Origin of the sequence: Bacteroides helcogenes P 36-108 (assembly GCF_000186225.1) — a bacterium.
GTDB lineage: Bacteria > Bacteroidota > Bacteroidia > Bacteroidales > Bacteroidaceae > Bacteroides > Bacteroides helcogenes.
On the sequence record NC_014933.1, the window covers coordinates 1,504,614 to 1,523,635 of the forward strand.

Annotated in this window: 8 protein-coding genes and 1 pseudogene; 4 read left to right on the forward strand and 5 right to left on the reverse strand. The window is 41.6% G+C overall.

The window, feature by feature from the left end:
• Nucleotides 1–11: 11 nt before the first annotated feature.
• The 5 genes and pseudogenes from BACHE_RS05975 to BACHE_RS05995 all read right to left on the reverse strand — a co-directional run bounded on the left by BACHE_RS05975 (nt 12) and on the right by BACHE_RS05995 (nt 10,108).
• Entirely contained in the window at nt 12–2,735 is a 2,724-nt protein-coding gene (locus BACHE_RS05975) for a SusC/RagA family TonB-linked outer membrane protein (protein ID WP_013546787.1), read from the reverse strand.
• Between the two features lie 454 nt (nt 2,736–3,189).
• A complete protein-coding gene (locus tag BACHE_RS05980; RefSeq protein ID WP_013546790.1) occupies nt 3,190–3,987 on the reverse strand; it encodes a hypothetical protein in 798 nt (265 codons plus the stop codon).
• 18 nt (nt 3,988–4,005) lie between these two features.
• Complete coding sequence (locus BACHE_RS05985; protein ID WP_013546791.1) at nt 4,006–5,535, reverse strand: RagB/SusD family nutrient uptake outer membrane protein; 1,530 nt, start codon at nt 5,533–5,535, stop codon at nt 4,006–4,008.
• A gap of 18 nt (nt 5,536–5,553) precedes the next feature.
• A pseudogene (locus BACHE_RS05990) lies at nt 5,554–8,463 on the reverse strand (SusC/RagA family TonB-linked outer membrane protein); the annotation flags it as partial.
• A 466-nt stretch (nt 8,464–8,929) separates the two neighbouring features.
• Nucleotides 8,930–10,108: a site-specific integrase gene (locus BACHE_RS05995; RefSeq protein ID WP_013546793.1), complete on the reverse strand. Its 1,179-nt coding sequence runs from the start codon at nt 10,106–10,108 to the stop codon at nt 8,930–8,932.
• A 452-nt stretch (nt 10,109–10,560) separates the two neighbouring features.
• Here BACHE_RS05995 and BACHE_RS06000 point away from each other — a divergent pair, with 452 nt between their 5' ends.
• The 4 genes from BACHE_RS06000 to BACHE_RS06015 all read left to right on the forward strand — a co-directional run bounded on the left by BACHE_RS06000 (nt 10,561) and on the right by BACHE_RS06015 (nt 18,928).
• Nucleotides 10,561–13,779, forward strand: coding sequence for a SusC/RagA family TonB-linked outer membrane protein (locus tag BACHE_RS06000; RefSeq protein WP_013546795.1), 3,219 nt, complete (start codon nt 10,561–10,563; stop codon nt 13,777–13,779).
• Between the two features lie 27 nt (nt 13,780–13,806).
• Nucleotides 13,807–15,417: a RagB/SusD family nutrient uptake outer membrane protein gene (locus BACHE_RS06005; RefSeq protein WP_013546796.1), complete on the forward strand. Its 1,611-nt coding sequence runs from the start codon at nt 13,807–13,809 to the stop codon at nt 15,415–15,417.
• Between the two features lie 226 nt (nt 15,418–15,643).
• Complete coding sequence (hflX, locus tag BACHE_RS06010) at nt 15,644–16,900, forward strand: GTPase HflX (protein ID WP_013546797.1); 1,257 nt, start codon at nt 15,644–15,646, stop codon at nt 16,898–16,900.
• Nucleotides 16,901–16,942: 42 nt separating this feature from the next.
• The gene (locus tag BACHE_RS06015; RefSeq protein WP_013546798.1) at nt 16,943–18,928 is read left to right on the forward strand and encodes a DUF4954 family protein; all 1,986 of its coding nucleotides are present in this window, start codon (nt 16,943–16,945) and stop codon (nt 18,926–18,928) included.
• The last annotated feature ends 94 nt before the right edge of the window (nt 18,929–19,022 follow it).

Sequence of the window (19,022 nt, forward strand, 5' to 3'; positions counted from 1 at the left end):
ATTGTTTATTTTTAGAATGTTATTTCTGCACCAATTGTGAATTGTCTCGTATTAGGGTAAGCACCATAAGTTAAGTTGGTGTCCAACTCAGGATCTGCGCCTCTATAGTTCGTGACGGTAAACAGGTTACGTGCTGTTGCCATAACTTTGAAACTGTTTATGGCTTTGACAGGCATTAACCATTTCTTAGGGAAATTATAGGATAATGTAATGTTCTTCATACGTAAGAATGAGGCATTTTCCAATAAGTGAGTATCAAATTGCATGATACTTCCATATACAGGTACGTCAGTAATGTCACCCGGTTCTTTCCATTGTGTCAATACATCTTTTGATTGATTATATCCAGCAAAGCTATAAGGATTGACTGCAAAATAGTAGTCATTGTTAACCATATATTTGCCTAATACCCATGCAAAGTCAGCGCTCAGGCTTAGACCTTTCCAAGAGGCATTGAAACCGAAGCCGCCATTGTGAGGAGCATAACGTTTTTTACCGGTAGCCTGTTGAAGTGTTTCTTCATCATATACCTTGGTTGTTTCCCCATTGGTTCCTGGAATATACCACATTTGTTTTCCATCTGAAGGATCGACACCTGCCCATTTTGCCATATAATATTGTACCGGTTCTCCTATATTATAAGATACCAAATAGTTGGGCATAGGCCATTCTTCATATCCGTAGAATAGTTTGGTGATTTTATTCCTATTGTATGCATAGTTCATGTTGAAACCTATAAACCAGTCTTTGTTTTTATATAAATCCAGTGAAAGGGCGATTTCAATACCCGAATTTGTCATAGAACCTACATTTTGCGTGATGGTACTGAAACCTGATGTATAAGGTACAGGTACTTTCATTAACATATCAGATGTCTTTTTATTATAATAAGTCAGCTCAAGACGATATTTATTCAAGAAACAGGTTTCTATGCTTACATTGGTTAAAGTTTGTTTTTCCCAACCTAAATCGACATTGCCCGGAGTGTTGACTTTCCATCCCCCCTGAGTGTTGTACAAGTTTGTTCCAACTAATGCCAGATGTTCATAATTTCCGATTGAAGAGTTTCCTGTAGTACCGATACTGGCTTTTACTCTTAAATCTGTCAAGAATTTGATGTCTTGCATAAAATTCTCTTTCTTCACGTTCCACATAAAGCCACCCGACATGAAAATCGCATTTCGGTTATCTTTACCAAAGCGTGATGAAGCATCGTTACGAATGGAAATATCTGCAAAGTATTTGTCATTCAAAGAATAATTCAATCGACCAAAGAAGGATAAGAATTGGTATTCATAAAGATTGTTTTCAGCAGTACCCAGTAGAGTTGCAATGCTACCTGCTCCAAGCATATTTAAACGGTCATCATTTTGTCCTGTCGTTTGAGATCCAAAACGTTGGTAATTGTTTTTAATGCCTTCCTGCCCAAGCAGAACAGTGAATTGATGCTCTTGATTAATATCAAATTTGTATTCTGCGGTATTTGTAATTGTCAGTTTTGCATTTCTGTCGAAACGTTCGTACGAATATCCTCCTTTGGTTGCAGATGGATGTGAAGCCAAGCGTTTGGCTGTTTGTCTGTAATCGTAAGCTTCAATTCCAAATTGGGAACGAATGGTCAAACCTTTGATCGGGGTAAGTTGGATGAATGCATTGCCATCTAATTGGACTGTATTTGAAGAAGATGGTTGTTTGTCAGACAGATAGTAAGGGCTATAACGGTTCAAGCCAGGTATTTTGTCGAGCTTAGAGCCATCTTCAGCGTATGGGTTGTAGTATGGGGGATTCAAAATCGTACCAAAAATACCACCGTTTAGGTTATTGGAAGCTTGGTAGGTGAATAGGGAAGTTTGCTGTTCATCATAGGTAGCACCTATATTAGCACCAAAGCGTAACCATTTAGTCGGTTTTGATTCAATATTGGAACGGAAAGTATATCGGGTGTATTGTGAACGTGGGGTAATACCTTTTTGGTCATAATAAGATCCCGATACATAGTATGTTGTGCTTTGATTGCCTCCTTGGAAAGATAAGTTGGCTTGAGATGTCGGAGCATCATCTCTAAAGAAATAGTCTTGCCAATTGGTGTCTATTCCTGAATTGATATATTTATCATAGGTGGCTTGTTTAATGATTCCATTTTCCAATTGATAACCAAGTAGTTCTTGAGTATTCATTGGGTTGCTGACCCTTCTGGCTAATTTAGCAATACCGTAGTTACCCGAAATGGTGATTAATGCTTTTTCACCAATTTTACCCTTTTTGGTAGTGATGTAGATAACACCATTGGCTGCACGTGAACCGTAGATAGAAGTTGCGGATGCGTCTTTTAAAACTGTAATACTTTCAAAGTCATTGGGATTCATCATAACCATAACGTTAGAGCTAACCGGAGTTCCGTCTAATACGTACAGAGGTTCATTGCTGGCTGTCAAAGAACCTACTCCCCTGATGCGTGAGCTGGAACTTGATCCCGGTTCACCGGAACTGGTATAGACTTGCAAGCCGGAAACTTGCCCCTGCAATGCATCCATAGCATTAGCTACTGGCTTTGATGCTATCTTTTCTGAATTAACCTTTGCAACAGCACCGACTACACTACCTATTTTTTTCCCACTACCATAGCCAAGGACAACCACTTCGTCCAGTAGCTCAGAGTCGGGTTTCATGAATACTTTCATGTTCGGCTTGACTGCCACCTCCTGTGTCTGCATCCCGACAAAAGAAATCACCAAAGTTTTCGCGGAACTATAATGTTTTTATCTGATTGATAATAAAATATATACGTATTTGTGGATAAACCGGTTTAACAAAATACTGGCCTTGGAAGATGCTGTATTTAAGGTAACCGTGAATAGGACTCTACTTATTTGGTACTATTTATAGACATAATATACTGATTAATAGATGTATATTCATGCTTTGATATATAAAATTAAAGTCTTGAAGTATTTTATGCTTCTTCGAGGGGCCGTTTTTGTCAATTTATGTTCTTGTAATCTTTCTTATATGATAGTCTGTTTTTCGTTATTTATTCTATTTAAGTATATACAGATCCATGTAAAGTAATATCTTAAATGTGTATCTTGATAGAGCAGACTGAGTTATATTACTTCATAATCCCTATTAATAATAAAGAGTCCGGTAAATGTACCGGACTCTTTACTTCTAACCTTATTTTTAATTTGTTTACTGAATGGTCAAATCAGAGTAGGCCCAATGAAATAGCCCATTATTATTACCGGCAACAATAACAGCACCTAATGAATTAAATTTAATAGCTTTATTTTCAATGCTTCCGACGATGCCACCAGTGGTAGGGTTGGATTCTAAACTTACAAAACTGTAATTACCATAATTCTTTTCTGTGGCAATTTGTCCGTCAGGAATAGTAACAGTACCTTTTGCAAGATCAAAGATCATCTTGACCGGCTCTAATGCTAAATTCACACCGGCTTCAGAACTCAAACCTTTAAGATAAGCTACTGTTTCGTCTTTATCGTCAAAAGTAATAGTGACTTCTGCTGAATTTTGTTTTTTGGTAATCAAACTATATCCAGATAAAGTTTTGCTGCCAATAAAAGCTTTTAAGGGATGTTCGGCAGTCTTAAACTGTTTGACTTCCGAAGCTATAAATTGGTTGGCGGTTAGCGCGTAAGCACACACATAGTAAGTAGTGCCCGGCGAAAAAGTATGTTTTAAATTACTTGTGGTCGCAGCCATGTCAGCCACAATAATCGTAGAGTTCGTGATGGAAGGTTGTGGTTCTTCACTTACCAATACTCCATACTCTCTGGCTGCGGGATTTCCCTTTTCTTTCAACTCGACATTGAATGTCGCATCATACTTTTCAACAGTAACATTGCTCAATGAGATGGCAGCAAGTGTCTGGTCGGAAAGTCTTGTATCACTAAGTTTGTCATTGTTTTCACATGCAGCAGTAAAAAGCAGACATACAAAAAGTGACAGTGGAATATATCTTTTCATCTTTCTATATTTTTAGAGTTATTTGAATTTACTTTCTTGAGGAGTCGGATTTTGTTCACTGGCTCTGATGGCATCATTGTTGTCCAATTCCTTCAAAGGAAGCTGGTAAAGGAAATACCAACTGCCTGCATCTATGGTATAACGGACACTTTTTAAGTGATTGGAACCTTCATAGTTACGGTCAATGCCCTTTTTCAAGCGCAAGTGGTCGAACAAAGAAAAACCTTCGCCCCATAACTCTAAACGGCGTTGCTGATATACATCATCGACAGTCACACTCTGCAGATTCCACTTAGTATCTCTTTGTGACATTAACTCTTTCAGTACAGTTGCAGCTTCTGCATTCTTGTTTTGATGTGCCAATGCTTCCGCTTCGTTCAAAATCATTTCAGACACGCGCATATATACATAATCAGCTTCCCAATTGGCAACTTTCTTAAACTTGATATTGGTGTATTCAGGAAATTTCTTCTCCTGTGCTGTGTAAGCTACGCCTGTGCTTGAATGCTTGAATAGGCGCTTCCTCACATCCGTAGGATTCATTGAATTGTACAAGCGAGCGTCTATTTTGCGATATTGCCCTACCAAGCCGCCATATCCGTCATCATAAGAGCACATAAAGGAGAAGAAAGAAGCAAACTTCGTCGTTGTTTCGGCTGTAATATCCGCACCCCAAATCCATTCTTTTGCAGCGATATTGTTGAAAGCCTCGTCTGCCAATAACTCCGAAGAAGTATAGACACTGTATCCCTGACGGGCTTTACGTGCATAAGTGACAACGTCTTCCCACTTGTTTGTAACCATACATATACGTGAGTAAAGACCGGCGGCTACCTGCTCGTCAATCATTGTTTTGTTGGGACGTTTCCAGCCCGCCAATGCCTCCATACCCGCTTTAAAGTCTTTCTCCACCTGAGCATAAACTTGCTTCAGTGGGGCACGCCCAGCGACGGCTGTTTCTGCTTCATCTGAGGTCAATACGATGGGTACACCCGGCGCATCCTCATTACCGATATAAGTCTGCTGGTACATTTGGGCCAAATAGGCGTGGGCAAATCCGCGATAGACCAGTGCTTCGCCACGATAAGCCTTCAAATCTGCATCTGTTACATCCGGAGAAACTTTTGCAATAATATCGTTAGCTTTGCCTATAATGGAGTAGAAAAAATTCCAATAGAAATAAGGACGAGTATATTGTTGTGACCAGTAGTCGAGTTGATAATCAAATGTAAACCAGCCACTGCCGCTTACTTCAAAAGCTAAATCATCATTCATCACATCTCCCAAATGATAGACGGACATCAAGCCAAAATCGCCATGGACAAGGCCGGAGGAGCCTTGAGTATTATACTGAAAAGTATAATTATTGAGTCCCAGCATCAGAGGTTCCACTACTTTGATAAGGGCATCCGGGCTGGAAGAACCTATTTCGTCAATTTGATCTTTAGTGGCTACACCGGCATTTTCTATATCAAAAAAGCCGTCACCACAACTTGCCAATGCCGTAGCGGCAAAGGCCGAAAACAATAATATCTTATTAATCTTCATATTTTTTCAAGTTAGTTGTTAAAACTCAAGGTTGATACCCAATGAAATGGTACGCATAGCCGAATAATTGTAGCCGGTACTGCCGGTTATACTTTGTCGTGGATCGAATCCCTTGCGTGCCGACAGCAAGAAAAGGTTATCTCCGGTGAGATATACACGCAATTTTTCGATTTTTGCTTTGCTGATCATGGCTTTCGGGAAAGAATATCCCACAGTCAAATTACGCAGGCTCAAATAAGAAGCTTTTGTAAGACTATAATCGCCAGATGCTCCTTGATCCAAACTGTTTTCATCAAGGCGGGGAACGTTTGTATAGCGATTTTCCGGAGTCCAACGGTTCAGAATATCTTTAGACCAGTTTCTTCCGGCGGAACCTGCATTCATCAGACTGCCATAGAAACTGTCATATACCCATCCGCCGATTTGGTAGGCAAAGTTGGCGGTCATATCGATACCTTTGAACTCTATATTAGTGGAGAAGCCGCCATATACATCGGGAACCGGAGATTTATCCAGTTCATAGCGCGTGGCCAAACTGGTCTTGTTTACAGTTTTCTGCCCGATAATATTTCCGTCTTTATCCTTCTCGTCAGCCCAATAAAGAGCATCACCATTTTCCGGATCTACTCCCGCAAACTTATAGTCATAATAGTTAAACAAGGACTTACCCATTTTGCGATAATAATTACCTGTGGCCCAACCTTCTTGTGGACGGTCTGCCGGGAGTTCAAGCAATTTATTTGTGTAATGAGTGGCATTCAGCCCTATATTCCATTTGAAATTGTTGGAGTTGAAAACATTGTAGTCCAATTCCAATTCTACACCTTCGTTGCGCATGCGCATGGTATTTTCATAAATATACGTCGGCATACCCTGGGAAGGAGGAAGCGGTTTGCTATATAACAAATCCCAAGTGGTTTTATTGAAGTATTCCACAGTACCTGACAGCTTATCCCAAAACTTAAATTCAAAACCGACATTGAAATTATTGCTTTTTTCCCAAGTAATATTCTTGTTGCCACGGAATACATATTGAATACCAATAGCTCCGTCATTGGTAACTACGTTATACTGATCCTTATACGGCTGATTGTTGCCGATATTGTCATTTCCCTGTGTTCCGAAGCTTGCTTTCAGTTTTAAGTCATTAATCCATTTTGCATCCTGCATGAACTGTTCTTTATTGATGCGCCATGATGCACCCACAGACCAGAAACTACCCCAACGATTGTCCGGATGGAAACGTGAAGAAGCGTCACGACGATAGCTGGAAGAGAAATAATATTTTTCATCATAGTTATATTTTACCTGTGCGAACATGCCTTCCAATGCATACTCAGAGGCAGAAGAACTTGCGTCTGACAGTTTGGCTGCATTGTCCAATTCCGGATTATCGGGGACAAGGAAATTTTCTTTTCGTGCCCACAAGTTTTCGTTACGGTCTTTTTTAGACTCGTGAGCTAATAAAACTTCCACATTGTGAACCTGAGCGTATGTGTGCGTCCAGTTCAGTAATTGGTTTGCATTCAGCACATAGTAACGAGCCATTTCCGTAGTACCGCGCCCGTTGACGTTCAAGGCATCTCCCCCGATGGGAGTTTGAAAGCTGACCGTACGCGTGTTGAAGTTATCTATACTGGCATTGATCGTAAGCTTAAAATCCTTTAGGAAGGAAAATTCCGCATACGCCTTGGCACTGATAACGTCCACTGTATTCTTATAGATATTGTTCAGTTGTTGATCTATTGGATGAGCGTTGGCTCCAACAGGGCGTTTCCCCATTTCAGTACCATAGTCATAACGGTCATTCCCTTTAGAATCTGATATTCGGTTTCCGCTTTGGTCATACATGTAAACCGGATAGATCGGAGCTATCGTCTGGCCGAAATAGAAAATAGATGAATAACTGGAACCACCTACGTTGGGAGAATTGGTCTTAACATTGCTGTATGCCAGGTTGAATCCGGTTTTAAACCAACTATTGACTGTCTGGTCTATCTTCACACGTGCATTGATGCGGTTCATATTGGAGTTGACAGTATATGCATTGTCATATAGATAGCCTAATGAAGCATAATAGCTTGTCTTGTCAGTACCACCACTTAATGAGAATATGTTCTCTTGACGTACGGCAGGCCTGAAAGCTTCTTCCAACCAATCGTCATGATACATTAATTTGGCATTAGGATTCAAGCGTCCGGTAATAGGGTTTATGAGTTCCTCGTTTGCTACATTATAATTGTTATATCCACCTAATGTGCTGATTAAGTTATCCGATGCATATTGACCGGCCTCTAAATAAGACTTTCCGGAAGATACGGAATTATTGCGCATGGATTCCCAGTAAAGTTCATAATATTCGGCAGGGTCCGTCAGAATATCATAACTTGGAACACCGCGCATATTGATGCCGGTACGGTTTTCAAAAGAAACTTTCACCTTGCCGTTTTGTCCGCGTTTGGTGGTAATCAATACCACGCCATTAGCTCCACGAGCACCATATAAGGAATTTGCGGCAGCATCTTTCAGCACCGTCATAGATTCAATATCAGCCGGAGCAATTTGATTTAAACTTCCCTCGTAGGGAACACCATCGACTACAATTAGTGCTGCACGGTTTGCCGAGATAGAACCTATACCGCGCACATAGATATTGGCGGCTGCACCCGGTTGGCCACTGCTTTGAGAGATCTGAACACCGGCCATAGCACCTTCCAAAGACTTTGAAACATTGGAAGTTTGCATCTTGCTGATTTTTTCTCCTCCAACAGTGGAAGCGGAACCTGTAAATGAGGATTTCTTTGCTGTGCCGTATGCCACTACCATAACTTCGTCAAGCATTTCGGAATCTGACTTCATGAATACTTTCATGTTCGGCTTGATTGCCACCTCCTGTGTCTGCATTCCGACATAAGAAATTATCAAAGTTTTCGCGGAACTATTGTGATTTTAATTGTTTGAATATCAGAGATCTATTTTTTAATTGCAAAGACCTTAGATGTCATTGCTTCTTACCAGAAGGTGCTAAAAGGCATATTCACAATTCCATTGTAGTACTAACGAGTTACTGCGGTTTATATTATAGTTCTGAAGTTCAATGTATTATATAATAAATATACTCTATTGTTGAATCTCCGAAGCACTTGTATCTTTTCTTTGCTTCATTTTGTTCGTACTATTAAATCTAACTTCCATGCTGCGGAAGAATAGCTTTCTTGTTGCGGAAGAATAACTTCCTTTCTTTAGAAAAAGAACCAGGCTGCTTGCAGACAACCAATGGGCTGCTTACAATCATCCGATGGGCTGTTTATAAGAAACTTATCGGATGATTACAAGCATCTCACTAATTTTTGGGCACAAAAATAGTTATTCTTCCGCAACGAGGAAATTGTTTTCAGCGTACCGGAAAGTTATTTCCTAAGTTCTTCTCCAAATCACATACAATAGTCATGTCCATAACATTCGTATATATCTGAGTAGTCTTTACGCTCTTATGCCCTAAGAGTTTTTGTACAGTGGTAATGTTGACACCATTATATATTAATAATGTAGCATTGGTATGGCGCGCGGTGTGAAATGATATTTTTTTTGAAATACCGGCCAAACGGGCCAGAATGATTAAATCCTTGTTCGCATTAGAATTATCCTTGATATGGAAGAATGCTTGAATATTATCCCAATATTTCCTTAAAATATCTATTCCTTTGCCCCCAAAAAGGAGATATAGTGGCAATCTTACTTCCGTATTGGTCTTGACCGATTTATAAACCAACCAGATTTCTTTGTTAATTTCCACAATATTATTGGGCATCAAACTTATAAAATCAGAATATCGCATCCCGGCATAGCAACAAAACAAGAATGCATCCAGCGTTTTCTGATACTTAGTATTTTTTCCTGTCAAGTCCAACTTCTCTAATTTATCCAATTCTTCGGGTATTAAATGTGTATGTTTATTTTCTACCATTCTGATTTTGTATTTCCGAAAAGCATATTGTTGCATGCTCATATATTCCTTATTAATTGCAACGTTGATATACTTTTTCAGGTGTTTCATGTGTTTGGCGACGGTATTCGTATGATACCCTTTCAGTTGGAGGAAATGCTCGAATGAAGATATGAATTCAAAAGTCAGTTCAGAAAATGTCACATCCTTCTTGAACTCTTGCAGTAATGCCAGTGTAGAAAGATGGTTCTTTTTGGTACTCTTCTTCAATATGGAATTCGTAATTTCTTTATATAAAAAAGGAATAAAAGATGCATTATTCTCGTTTGTATTGAGCATCTCCTTCAACAACTCTAAAGAAATACGTCTCCCCTGTTGCCACAATTCCAACTCTTTTTTTTCCATTTGAGATATATATTCGTATATAAGCCTGTTCAGCGCATCGGCATTTGGATGATTCTTGACGATAAGCTTCTTTGCATCCCATTGTTCCGGCTTCAGATAAACTTTGGTGGAAAAATACTTCTTTTTTCTATTCAAATAGGCTTCCACTTGTACTAACGCCACCCCTTTCTTGTTGAGGCATTTTTTCCTGTTGTAAACTAAAGTGTAAATAATTTTGTTCATTTTCTATGTTTTTGATCAATGTAATGAACAAATAAGATAGCATTCTGTGCACAGCAAGGACAGAAGGAGTTTTAATATCTGTCAAAAGCCGTTTTTCTTTGTGTTTTTCTGCTCATTTCCAGTAGCTGAAAATAGGCAAAAAGTTTGGAGTTCGGGCAAAAAAACGATTATAAGGAGTCGTGTTTTAACCATTTTGTTTTAAAAAGTGTGTATGTTTTGGAATAAAGCGTCTAAATATGCAAACCAAAGTGATAGGTTGCATGGCCTCGTTTAGCTTTTTTAAGCACAAAAAATCTGCTGTTAAGCATAAAAATAGTATAAAGCTTAACAATCTGATAGAAATGCAAGCTTTTTTTGAGAAAACAGTTGCCCGTTTCAGTTTTATTAATATATTTGCATTTTGTTAGAGTAAAGAAACAATTAATGTAAAGTTAAACTTTAAGAGAGAATTTATGAAAAGAAAATTAATGCTGTTATTGGCCTGTCTTTTTGTAGGAATAGGCCTGGTAACTGCCCAGACACAGAAGGTCACAGGTGTTGTGATTTCTGAAGAAGACGGGCAGCCAGTTATTGGAGCCTCTGTATTGGTAAAAGGAACACAAATTGGCGTTATTACCGGTGTAGAAGGTGATTTTTCATTACCAAACGTACCAAGTTCCGCGAAAACTTTGGTGATTTCTTATGTTGGTATGCAAATGCAAGAAGTGGCGATTAAACCGAATGTAAGAGTTGTGATGAAGCCTGATACAGAGCTGCTTGATGAAGTTGTGGTGGTGGCTTATGGAACGGCTAAAAAGGAATCTTTGACGGGTTCTATCTCGGTGGTTGACTCTAAGAAAATAGAAAAACGCGTAAGTACAAGTGTCACTGGTGCTCTTGAAGGTTCTGCTCCGGGTGTGCAAGTGAATAATACATACGGCGAACCGGGGGCTGCCCCATCTATCCGCATTCGTGGTTTCGGTACAATGGTAGCCACCTCTGACCCTCTTTCAAATAAGAGCGCTTCAAATCCGCTCTATGTAGTGGATGGTGTTCCTTTTGATGGGAATATTGCAGAATTGAATCCTAATGATATTGAAAGCATGTCTATTTTGAAGGATGCCGCTTCTTCTGCTTTGTATGGTAACCGTGCCGCTAATGGTGTTGTCCTCATTACGACAAAAAGCGGACGTGGATCGAACAAACCGAGCGTCACACTTCAAATTAATCAAGGTATCTACAACCGTGGCCTTCCTGAATACGATCGCTTGGGAGCCGACCAGTGGATGGAAGCTTCATGGATTGCCATGAAGAATTATGCCATGACGGGTAGTTTGGGCTTGAATGCAGCAGATGCGGCAGCCTATGCTACCGCGCATGTAGTTTCGGACTATGCACGCCGCAATATTTATGACGGGGCAGACAATGCCTTGTTCGATGCTAACGGAAAACTGACTGCAAAGAGGCTTTCCGGCTATGATGACCTTGACTGGACGGATGATATTCAAAGGAACGGATATCGTCAAGAATATAATTTGTCCGCAAACTCTTCCGGTGAGAAATTGAGTGTTTATTCTTCTGTGGGCTATCTGAATGAAAAAGGGTACGTTATAGCCTCCGGATATGAACGCTTTTCCGGACGTGTCAACACTACATTCACCCCGAACAAATGGTTCAAGGCAGGGGTAAATTTGAGTGGATCTACCACCAAAAGGGATTATAACAGCAATGCAAGCGGCAATGCTTACGGTAATCCATTCTATATTACCCGATATACGGCTCCGATATATCCGCTGTTCATGCATAATGCCGACGGCTCTTATGCCTTGGATGAGTTTGGAAACAAGCAATATGATACGACTTCCCCTTATTTGGATAATAGAAATATTGCTTATGAATTACGCCAGAACAAGCAGGAGACTCGGCGTAATCTGTTGAACGGACAAGCTTTTGCTACGATCAATCTCCCTTACGACTTTTCTATAACGGTAAAAGGGGATATGACCAATACAACTGAAAATAGAAAGAAGTATGACAATCCTGTAATTGGCGACGGTGCTACCAATAACGGACGCCTTACCGGCACGTCTTATCAATACACCAACTACACCATGCAAGAGCTGATTAATTGGAAACACTCTTATGGCGTGAACAATGTAGATGTAATGTTGGGACATGAGAATTATAGCTGGGAGCGTAAATACACATCCGGCATGAACACGGGGATGGCTGTTGAAGGCAATCTGACCATTGGTAATTTCTTGAAAAACTCTTTTCTTGAGGGATATGACGATGAATACAAGACAGAATCTTATTTGGCACGTGCACGCTACAATTACGACGAACGTTATTTCGTAGAAGCTTCTTTCCGCCGTGACGGGTCATCTCGTTTCCATCCGGATAACCGTTGGGGTAACTTTTACTCTGTCGGTGCAAGTTGGAATATCAAGCGTGAAGAATTTATGAGGTCTCTTGACTGGGTGAACCATCTGAAGCTTCGTGCCTCTTATGGTGAAGTAGGTAATGACTTAGGTGTGAATTTCTATGGATATATGGCACTCTATTCTATTGAAAAAAATGCCGCCAAGGCTGCATTGGTGAAAAAGTCACTTGCCGCTCCCGGCATTAAATGGGAAACTACTCAAACAATGGACATTGCTCTTGAAGGCCGTTTGTTTGATCGTCTGAACTTTCAGATTGGTTACTTTGACAAGCGTTCCAAGGATCTTCTGTTTGAAGTGCGGTTGCCTCTTTCGGCCGGTTCTTATCCGTTCGATGAAAACAAGATGAACCTGACCCAATACAAGAATATAGGTACTGTTTCCAACCGGGGCATTGAACTTGCTTTGGATGTTGATGCAATAAGTTCACGCGACTGGCGTTGGAACATCGGACTTGACGCAACGTTCTTGAAGAATAAAATCGTGAAACTTCCCGATGGAAAAGACATTCTTCATGGCATACAGAATTATTCTGAAGGGCACTCCATTTATGAGTTCTATACATATCATTTTGAGGGTGTTGACCAAATGACAGGACAATCCCTTTATAAAATAGATCCGGATAAAGCCGAGACTGCTGCTAAAAATAACGCTTTAGTCAATATCAATGGCAAGGACTATACGACAAAAACCGCTTATGGACAGCGTGACTGGGCGGGCTCTGCACTTCCTAAAGTTTATGGCTCTGTAAGCTCCAGCCTCTCTTGGAAAGATTTAAGTTTGAGCTTATTGTTTACTTACAGTTTGGGAGGGAAAACTTACGACGGAGCTTATCGCTCATTGATGAGCACATCATCGGCATCATCGGCCAGTGCCAATCACAAGGACATCTTGAATTCATGGATGGGGGTTCCCGAAGGAATGACGGAAACTTCTGCCAACCGTATTGATGCCAACGGTTTGCCTTCAATAGACTTCAACCGGAGTTCAGATAATAATGATACAAGTGACCGATGGCTGACAAGCGCTTCTTATTTGGTGCTCAAAAACCTGAATTTGGGTTATAGCCTTCCGAAAAATTGGATTCAACACTTGGGAATCGGCGGAGTCACTTTGACAGCCGGTATTGAGAATCTCTTTACGCTGACTTCTCGCAAGGGGCTGAATCCTCAATATTCATTCAACGGTGGTTCGGATGATACTTATGTGACAGCCAGAGTTTATAATTTTGGCCTTACTGTTAAATTCTAAGGATTAAACGTTTAAAAGAAAGACAAAATGAAGAATTATATAAATAAACTTTTTATAGGTGGCCTGCTTGTAGGAATGTCATTGACTACATCTTCTTGTGGAGAAGACTACCTGAATACAGCACCTACCAATTCTACCGGTTCGGGTGATGCTATCGGTACAACGACCAATGCTGCTAAGGCTCTGAATGGTATCGCAAAGTTGATGAGTGTTCAACACTATTATTTTGGACAGGGATTTGCGGGGGAGAATAACATCATCTCACATTATGAAAACTATCCGAGTCAGAACTATTTGTTTAATTATTACGCAAGTGGCTGGGCTCCGATTCATAATCAGCAGTTCCACAATCGCACAAATAGCATATACGATGCTTATGCATGGTATTACTATTATTCGATTATCGGTAATGCAAATACAATCATTGCCAATATCGATGCGGCAGCCGGTACTGAGGGAGAAAAGAAATTCATTAAGGCTTCTGCCTTGACGTTCCGTGCATTTGCTTATGAAAAACTGATTCATTACTACTGCTGGCGGTGGCAGGATTCAAACAATGGAGCTTCCCAGGGTTTGGTTCTTCGTTTGGATGAATCTATCGGCAGTATGCCTTATTCTACGTTGGCCGAAACTTATACCCAGATTTATAAGGATCTGGATGACGCCATCAAGTTGTTTGCCGAAAGCGGTAAAGACCGTGAGGCTGCTGACGTTTGGATTCCAAATGTAAATGTGGCACATGCCGTGTATGCCCGTGCAGCTTTGACCAAGCAAGATTATGGTAAGGCGCTTTCCGAAGCTAAACTTGCACGTAAGGGTTATTCGCTGATGAGCAATGCCGAATATCAGTCTGGTTTCTGTAAACCTACCGGCGAATGGATTTTCGGTAGTTATGGTGATGCTCAGGAAAATAACTGGTATTGGAGTTATGGAACAAATTTCTCCTGCAACGGTCATTATGCCACCAGCCAACCAACAGGCGCTGGAGCCATCGGCCGTGAACTTATCAACCGTATTCCCGATAAAGACGCCCGCAAAGCTCTATTCCTGACGGAAGACAAATTCCCCGGTTATGACCTGAAAGACAGTAAGGTAATGCATCAAGCTTATGGGATTTATCAAGATGAGAATTTGAAAAAAGAAGTGTATGCTTACCTGAAGAAAATGACTCCTTCCGGTTTGGCCGATCCTTATAAAGCAGGTTATACTTATCTGGATGGGCATATCAAGTTCTGGGTATTTGATACTCCCGGCGTATCTTACTTGCCATTTATCCGTTCATCGGAAATGGTGCTCATTGAGGCGGAAGCTAATTATTTCCTAAAAGACATCTCTGCCGCCCAAGCTTCTTTGGTAGAATTAAATGCTACTTCTGGTCGCAATCCTGACTATAAATGTACAAAGACAGGTGATGAACTCTGGAACGAGATTATGGATTATCGTGAAGTGGAACTTTGGGGCGAAGGTTTTGCATGGAGTGACTACAAACGTTGGAATCGTCCTGTTGTACGCAAGTCTATCGCTGACGGAGGCAATGCACATGCATCTATCGCCATCACAATACCTGCGGACGGAGCCAATAAATGGACTTGGGATGTTCCGTTGAACGAAACAGATTATAATGATGAGTTAAAGTAAATGAAAGAGACTTGGGCTTGATTAGAGTCAAAGTGTTTTTATAAATAAAGTGTTTTTGAGAGCCGTTCACTGTGAAGTGGGCGGCTTTTTGGTATGTCTTCTAAAGGCAATCCTGCCGCAAATTTGATGGGCTCCTGAATAATTGGATCGTTATCGGAAAGAATTCTCCAAAAATCATTATATTTGTGCGCCACTAAAAAGTGTAATATATAATAAGGTATAGTAAATGAAAGAATTTGTAATCTCCGAAGTGCAGGCTGAGACTGCGGTATTGGTGGGGCTTATCACTAAAATCCAAGATGAGCGCAGAACCAACGAATACCTTGACGAGCTGGCATTCTTGGCTGAGACAGCCGGGGCGGAAGTAGTAAAGCGGTTTACCCAGAAGCTGGATCAGGCCAATTCCGTGACCTATGTGGGAACCGGGAAGCTGGCTGAAATAAAAGAATATATCAGGAATGAGGAAGAGGCCGAGCGTGAGGTCGGTATGGTGATATTTGACGATGAGCTTTCGGCGAAGCAGATACGTAATATTGAGGCGGAATTGAAAATCAAGATATTGGATCGTACTTCACTGATCCTTGATATTTTTGCTATGCGTGCACAAACAGCCAATGCGAAAACTCAGGTGGAACTGGCACAATACAAATATATGCTTCCCCGTTTGCAGCGTTTGTGGACTCACCTGGAACGTCAGGGAGGTGGTTCAGGCGCCGGAGGCGGTAAAGGTTCGGTAGGTTTGCGCGGTCCGGGTGAAACGCAGTTGGAAATGGACCGCCGCATCATTTTGAACCGCATGTCGCTGCTGAAAGAGCGTTTGGCGGAAATAGACAGGCAAAAGTCCACCCAACGGAAGAACCGTGGACGGATGATCCGTGTGGCATTGGTGGGATATACCAATGTGGGTAAGTCCACTCTGATGAACCTGCTTGCCAAGAGCGAGGTGTTTGCAGAAAACAAGCTGTTTGCCACATTGGATACGACAGTGCGCAAGGTGATTATCGAGAACTTGCCGTTCCTGCTTTCCGATACTGTCGGTTTCATCCGTAAATTGCCTACTGATTTGGTGGATTCCTTTAAATCTACTTTGGACGAGGTGCGCGAAGCCGATTTGTTGCTGCATATTGTGGATATCTCTCATCCTGATTTTGAAGAACAGATAGAAGTTGTGAACAAGACATTGGCAGACATCGGTGCAGCCGGTAAGCCCATGATTCTTGTATTCAATAAGATAGACGCTTACACCTACGTGGAAAAAGCGGCTGACGACCTTACCCCCAGAACCAAGGAGAACTTGACACTTGAAGAACTGATGAAGACGTGGATGGCAAAGATGGAGGATAATTGTCTCTTCATTTCTGCCCGCGAGAGAATCAATATGGAAGGACTGAAAAGTGTGGTTTACGGACGTGTGAAGGAATTGCACGTGCAGAAGTACCCTTATAACGATTTTCTTTATCAGACTTACGAAGAAGAAGTCTAATCAATGAAGATTTTTAATTCTTCATGCTTAATTTAAAGTGTTATGAATTACAGAAGTCTGACGGAAGATGAAATTCTCCGTCTGAAGAGTCAGTCGTGTCTGGCTGATGACTGGGGAAAAGTAACCGTTGCCGAAGGGTTTACAACGGAGTTTGTGCATCATACCCGTTTTTCGGGAGAAGTACGTCTGGGGCTGTTTCACTCCGAATTTACTTTGCCGGGAGGTATCAGGAAACATTCCGGCCTGCGTCATGTCACACTTCACAATGTGACGGTGGGAGATAACTGTTGCATAGAAAATATTCAGAACTACATTGCCAATTATGAAATTGGGCATGACACATTTATCGAGAATGTGGACATTATCCTGGTAGATGGGGTCTCCAGATTCGGCAACGGGGTGGAGGTATCCGTGCTGAATGAAACAGGAGGGCGTGAGGTGCTGATCAATGATAAGCTGTCTGCCCATCAGGCATATATTCTGGCACTTTACCGCCATCGTCCGGAACTGATAGCTCGGATGAGGGCTATCACGGATTATTATTCAGGCAAACATGCTTCTTCCACAGGGATGATCGGCAGTCACGTGATGATACTGAATACCGGTTCTGTTAAGAATGTGCGTATCGGCGACCACTGCCGTATCTGCGGAACTTGCCGTTTGTACAATGGCAGCATCAACAGCAATGAAGTGGCTCCGGTGCACATCGGGCACGGGGTGATCTGTGATGATTTCATCATTTCTTCCGGTTCGCATGTCGATGACGGTGCAATGTTGAGCCGTTGTTTCGTGGGGCAGGCTTGTAAGTTGGGGCATAATTATTCCGCTTCGGACTCCTTGTTCTTTAGCAATTGCCAGGGAGAGAACGGAGAGGCATGTGCTATTTTTGCAGGTCCGTACACGGTGACACATCATAAGTCCACCTTGCTGATAGCCGGTATGTTTTCGTTTATGAATGCCGGTTCGGGCTCTAACCAAAGCAACCACATGTATAAGTTGGGGCCTATCCATCAGGGAACTTTGGAACGGGGAGCCAAAACAACTTCCGATTCATACATTCTGTGGCCTGCAAGGGTAGGGGCATTTTCGCTGGTGATGGGACGCCATGTCAACCATTCGGATACATCCAATCTGCCTTTCTCTTATCTGATAGAGCAGAACAATACCACTTATCTTGTTCCGGGTGTGAATCTGCGTAGTGTAGGTACTATCCGTGACGCGCAGAAGTGGCCCAAACGTGACGCCCGTACCGATACGAACAAATTGGATTGCATCAACTACAACCTGCTCAGTCCTTATACGGTGCAGAAGATGTTCAAGGGGCTTGAGACATTGCGGAATCTGCGCCATGCTTCCGGTGAGCTTTCTGACATCTACTCTTTTCACAGCGCTAAAATCCGTAATTCGGCGTTGGTGAAAGGGATTAAGTTCTATGAGATAGCTATCCATAAATTTCTGGGGAATTCTGTAATCAAACGTTTGGAAGGTATCGGTTTCCGGAACGATGAGGAAATACGGGACCGCCTGAAACCCGGTACTGACATCGGTGGCGGCGAATGGGTGGATGTGTCCGGTCTGATTGCTCCGAAAAGTGAGGTTGATGCACTGATAGACGGCATTGAGTCCGGAAAAGTGAACCGCTTGAAGTGTATCAATGCAGAGTTTGAAAGGATGCATGGCAACTATTATGAGTATGAGTGGACATGGGCTTACGGGAAACTGGAAGAATTTTACGGTTTCAATCCGGAGAACATAAGGGCGGAAGATATAATATATATTGTGGAGAAGTGGAAAGAGGCGGTTGTCGGTCTGGATCGTATGGTTTACGAGGATGCCAAGAAAGAATTTTCGCTGGCTTCCATGACAGGCTTTGGAGCCGATGGTTCACGTCTGGAGAAGGAACTGGACTTTGAGCAGGTGCGTGGAGACTTTGAAAGCAATCCGTTTGTAACGGCGGTGCTGAAGCACATTGAAGTGAAGACCGCGCTGGGCGACGAATTGATAGAACGGATGAAGCGGGTAGGATAGTCCGGTGAATTTCTTTCATTCTTCATTCTTCATTTTTAATTTAATTCCTACCTTTGCTACACGAATCACTTTTAAATATTAAATGAATAAGTAA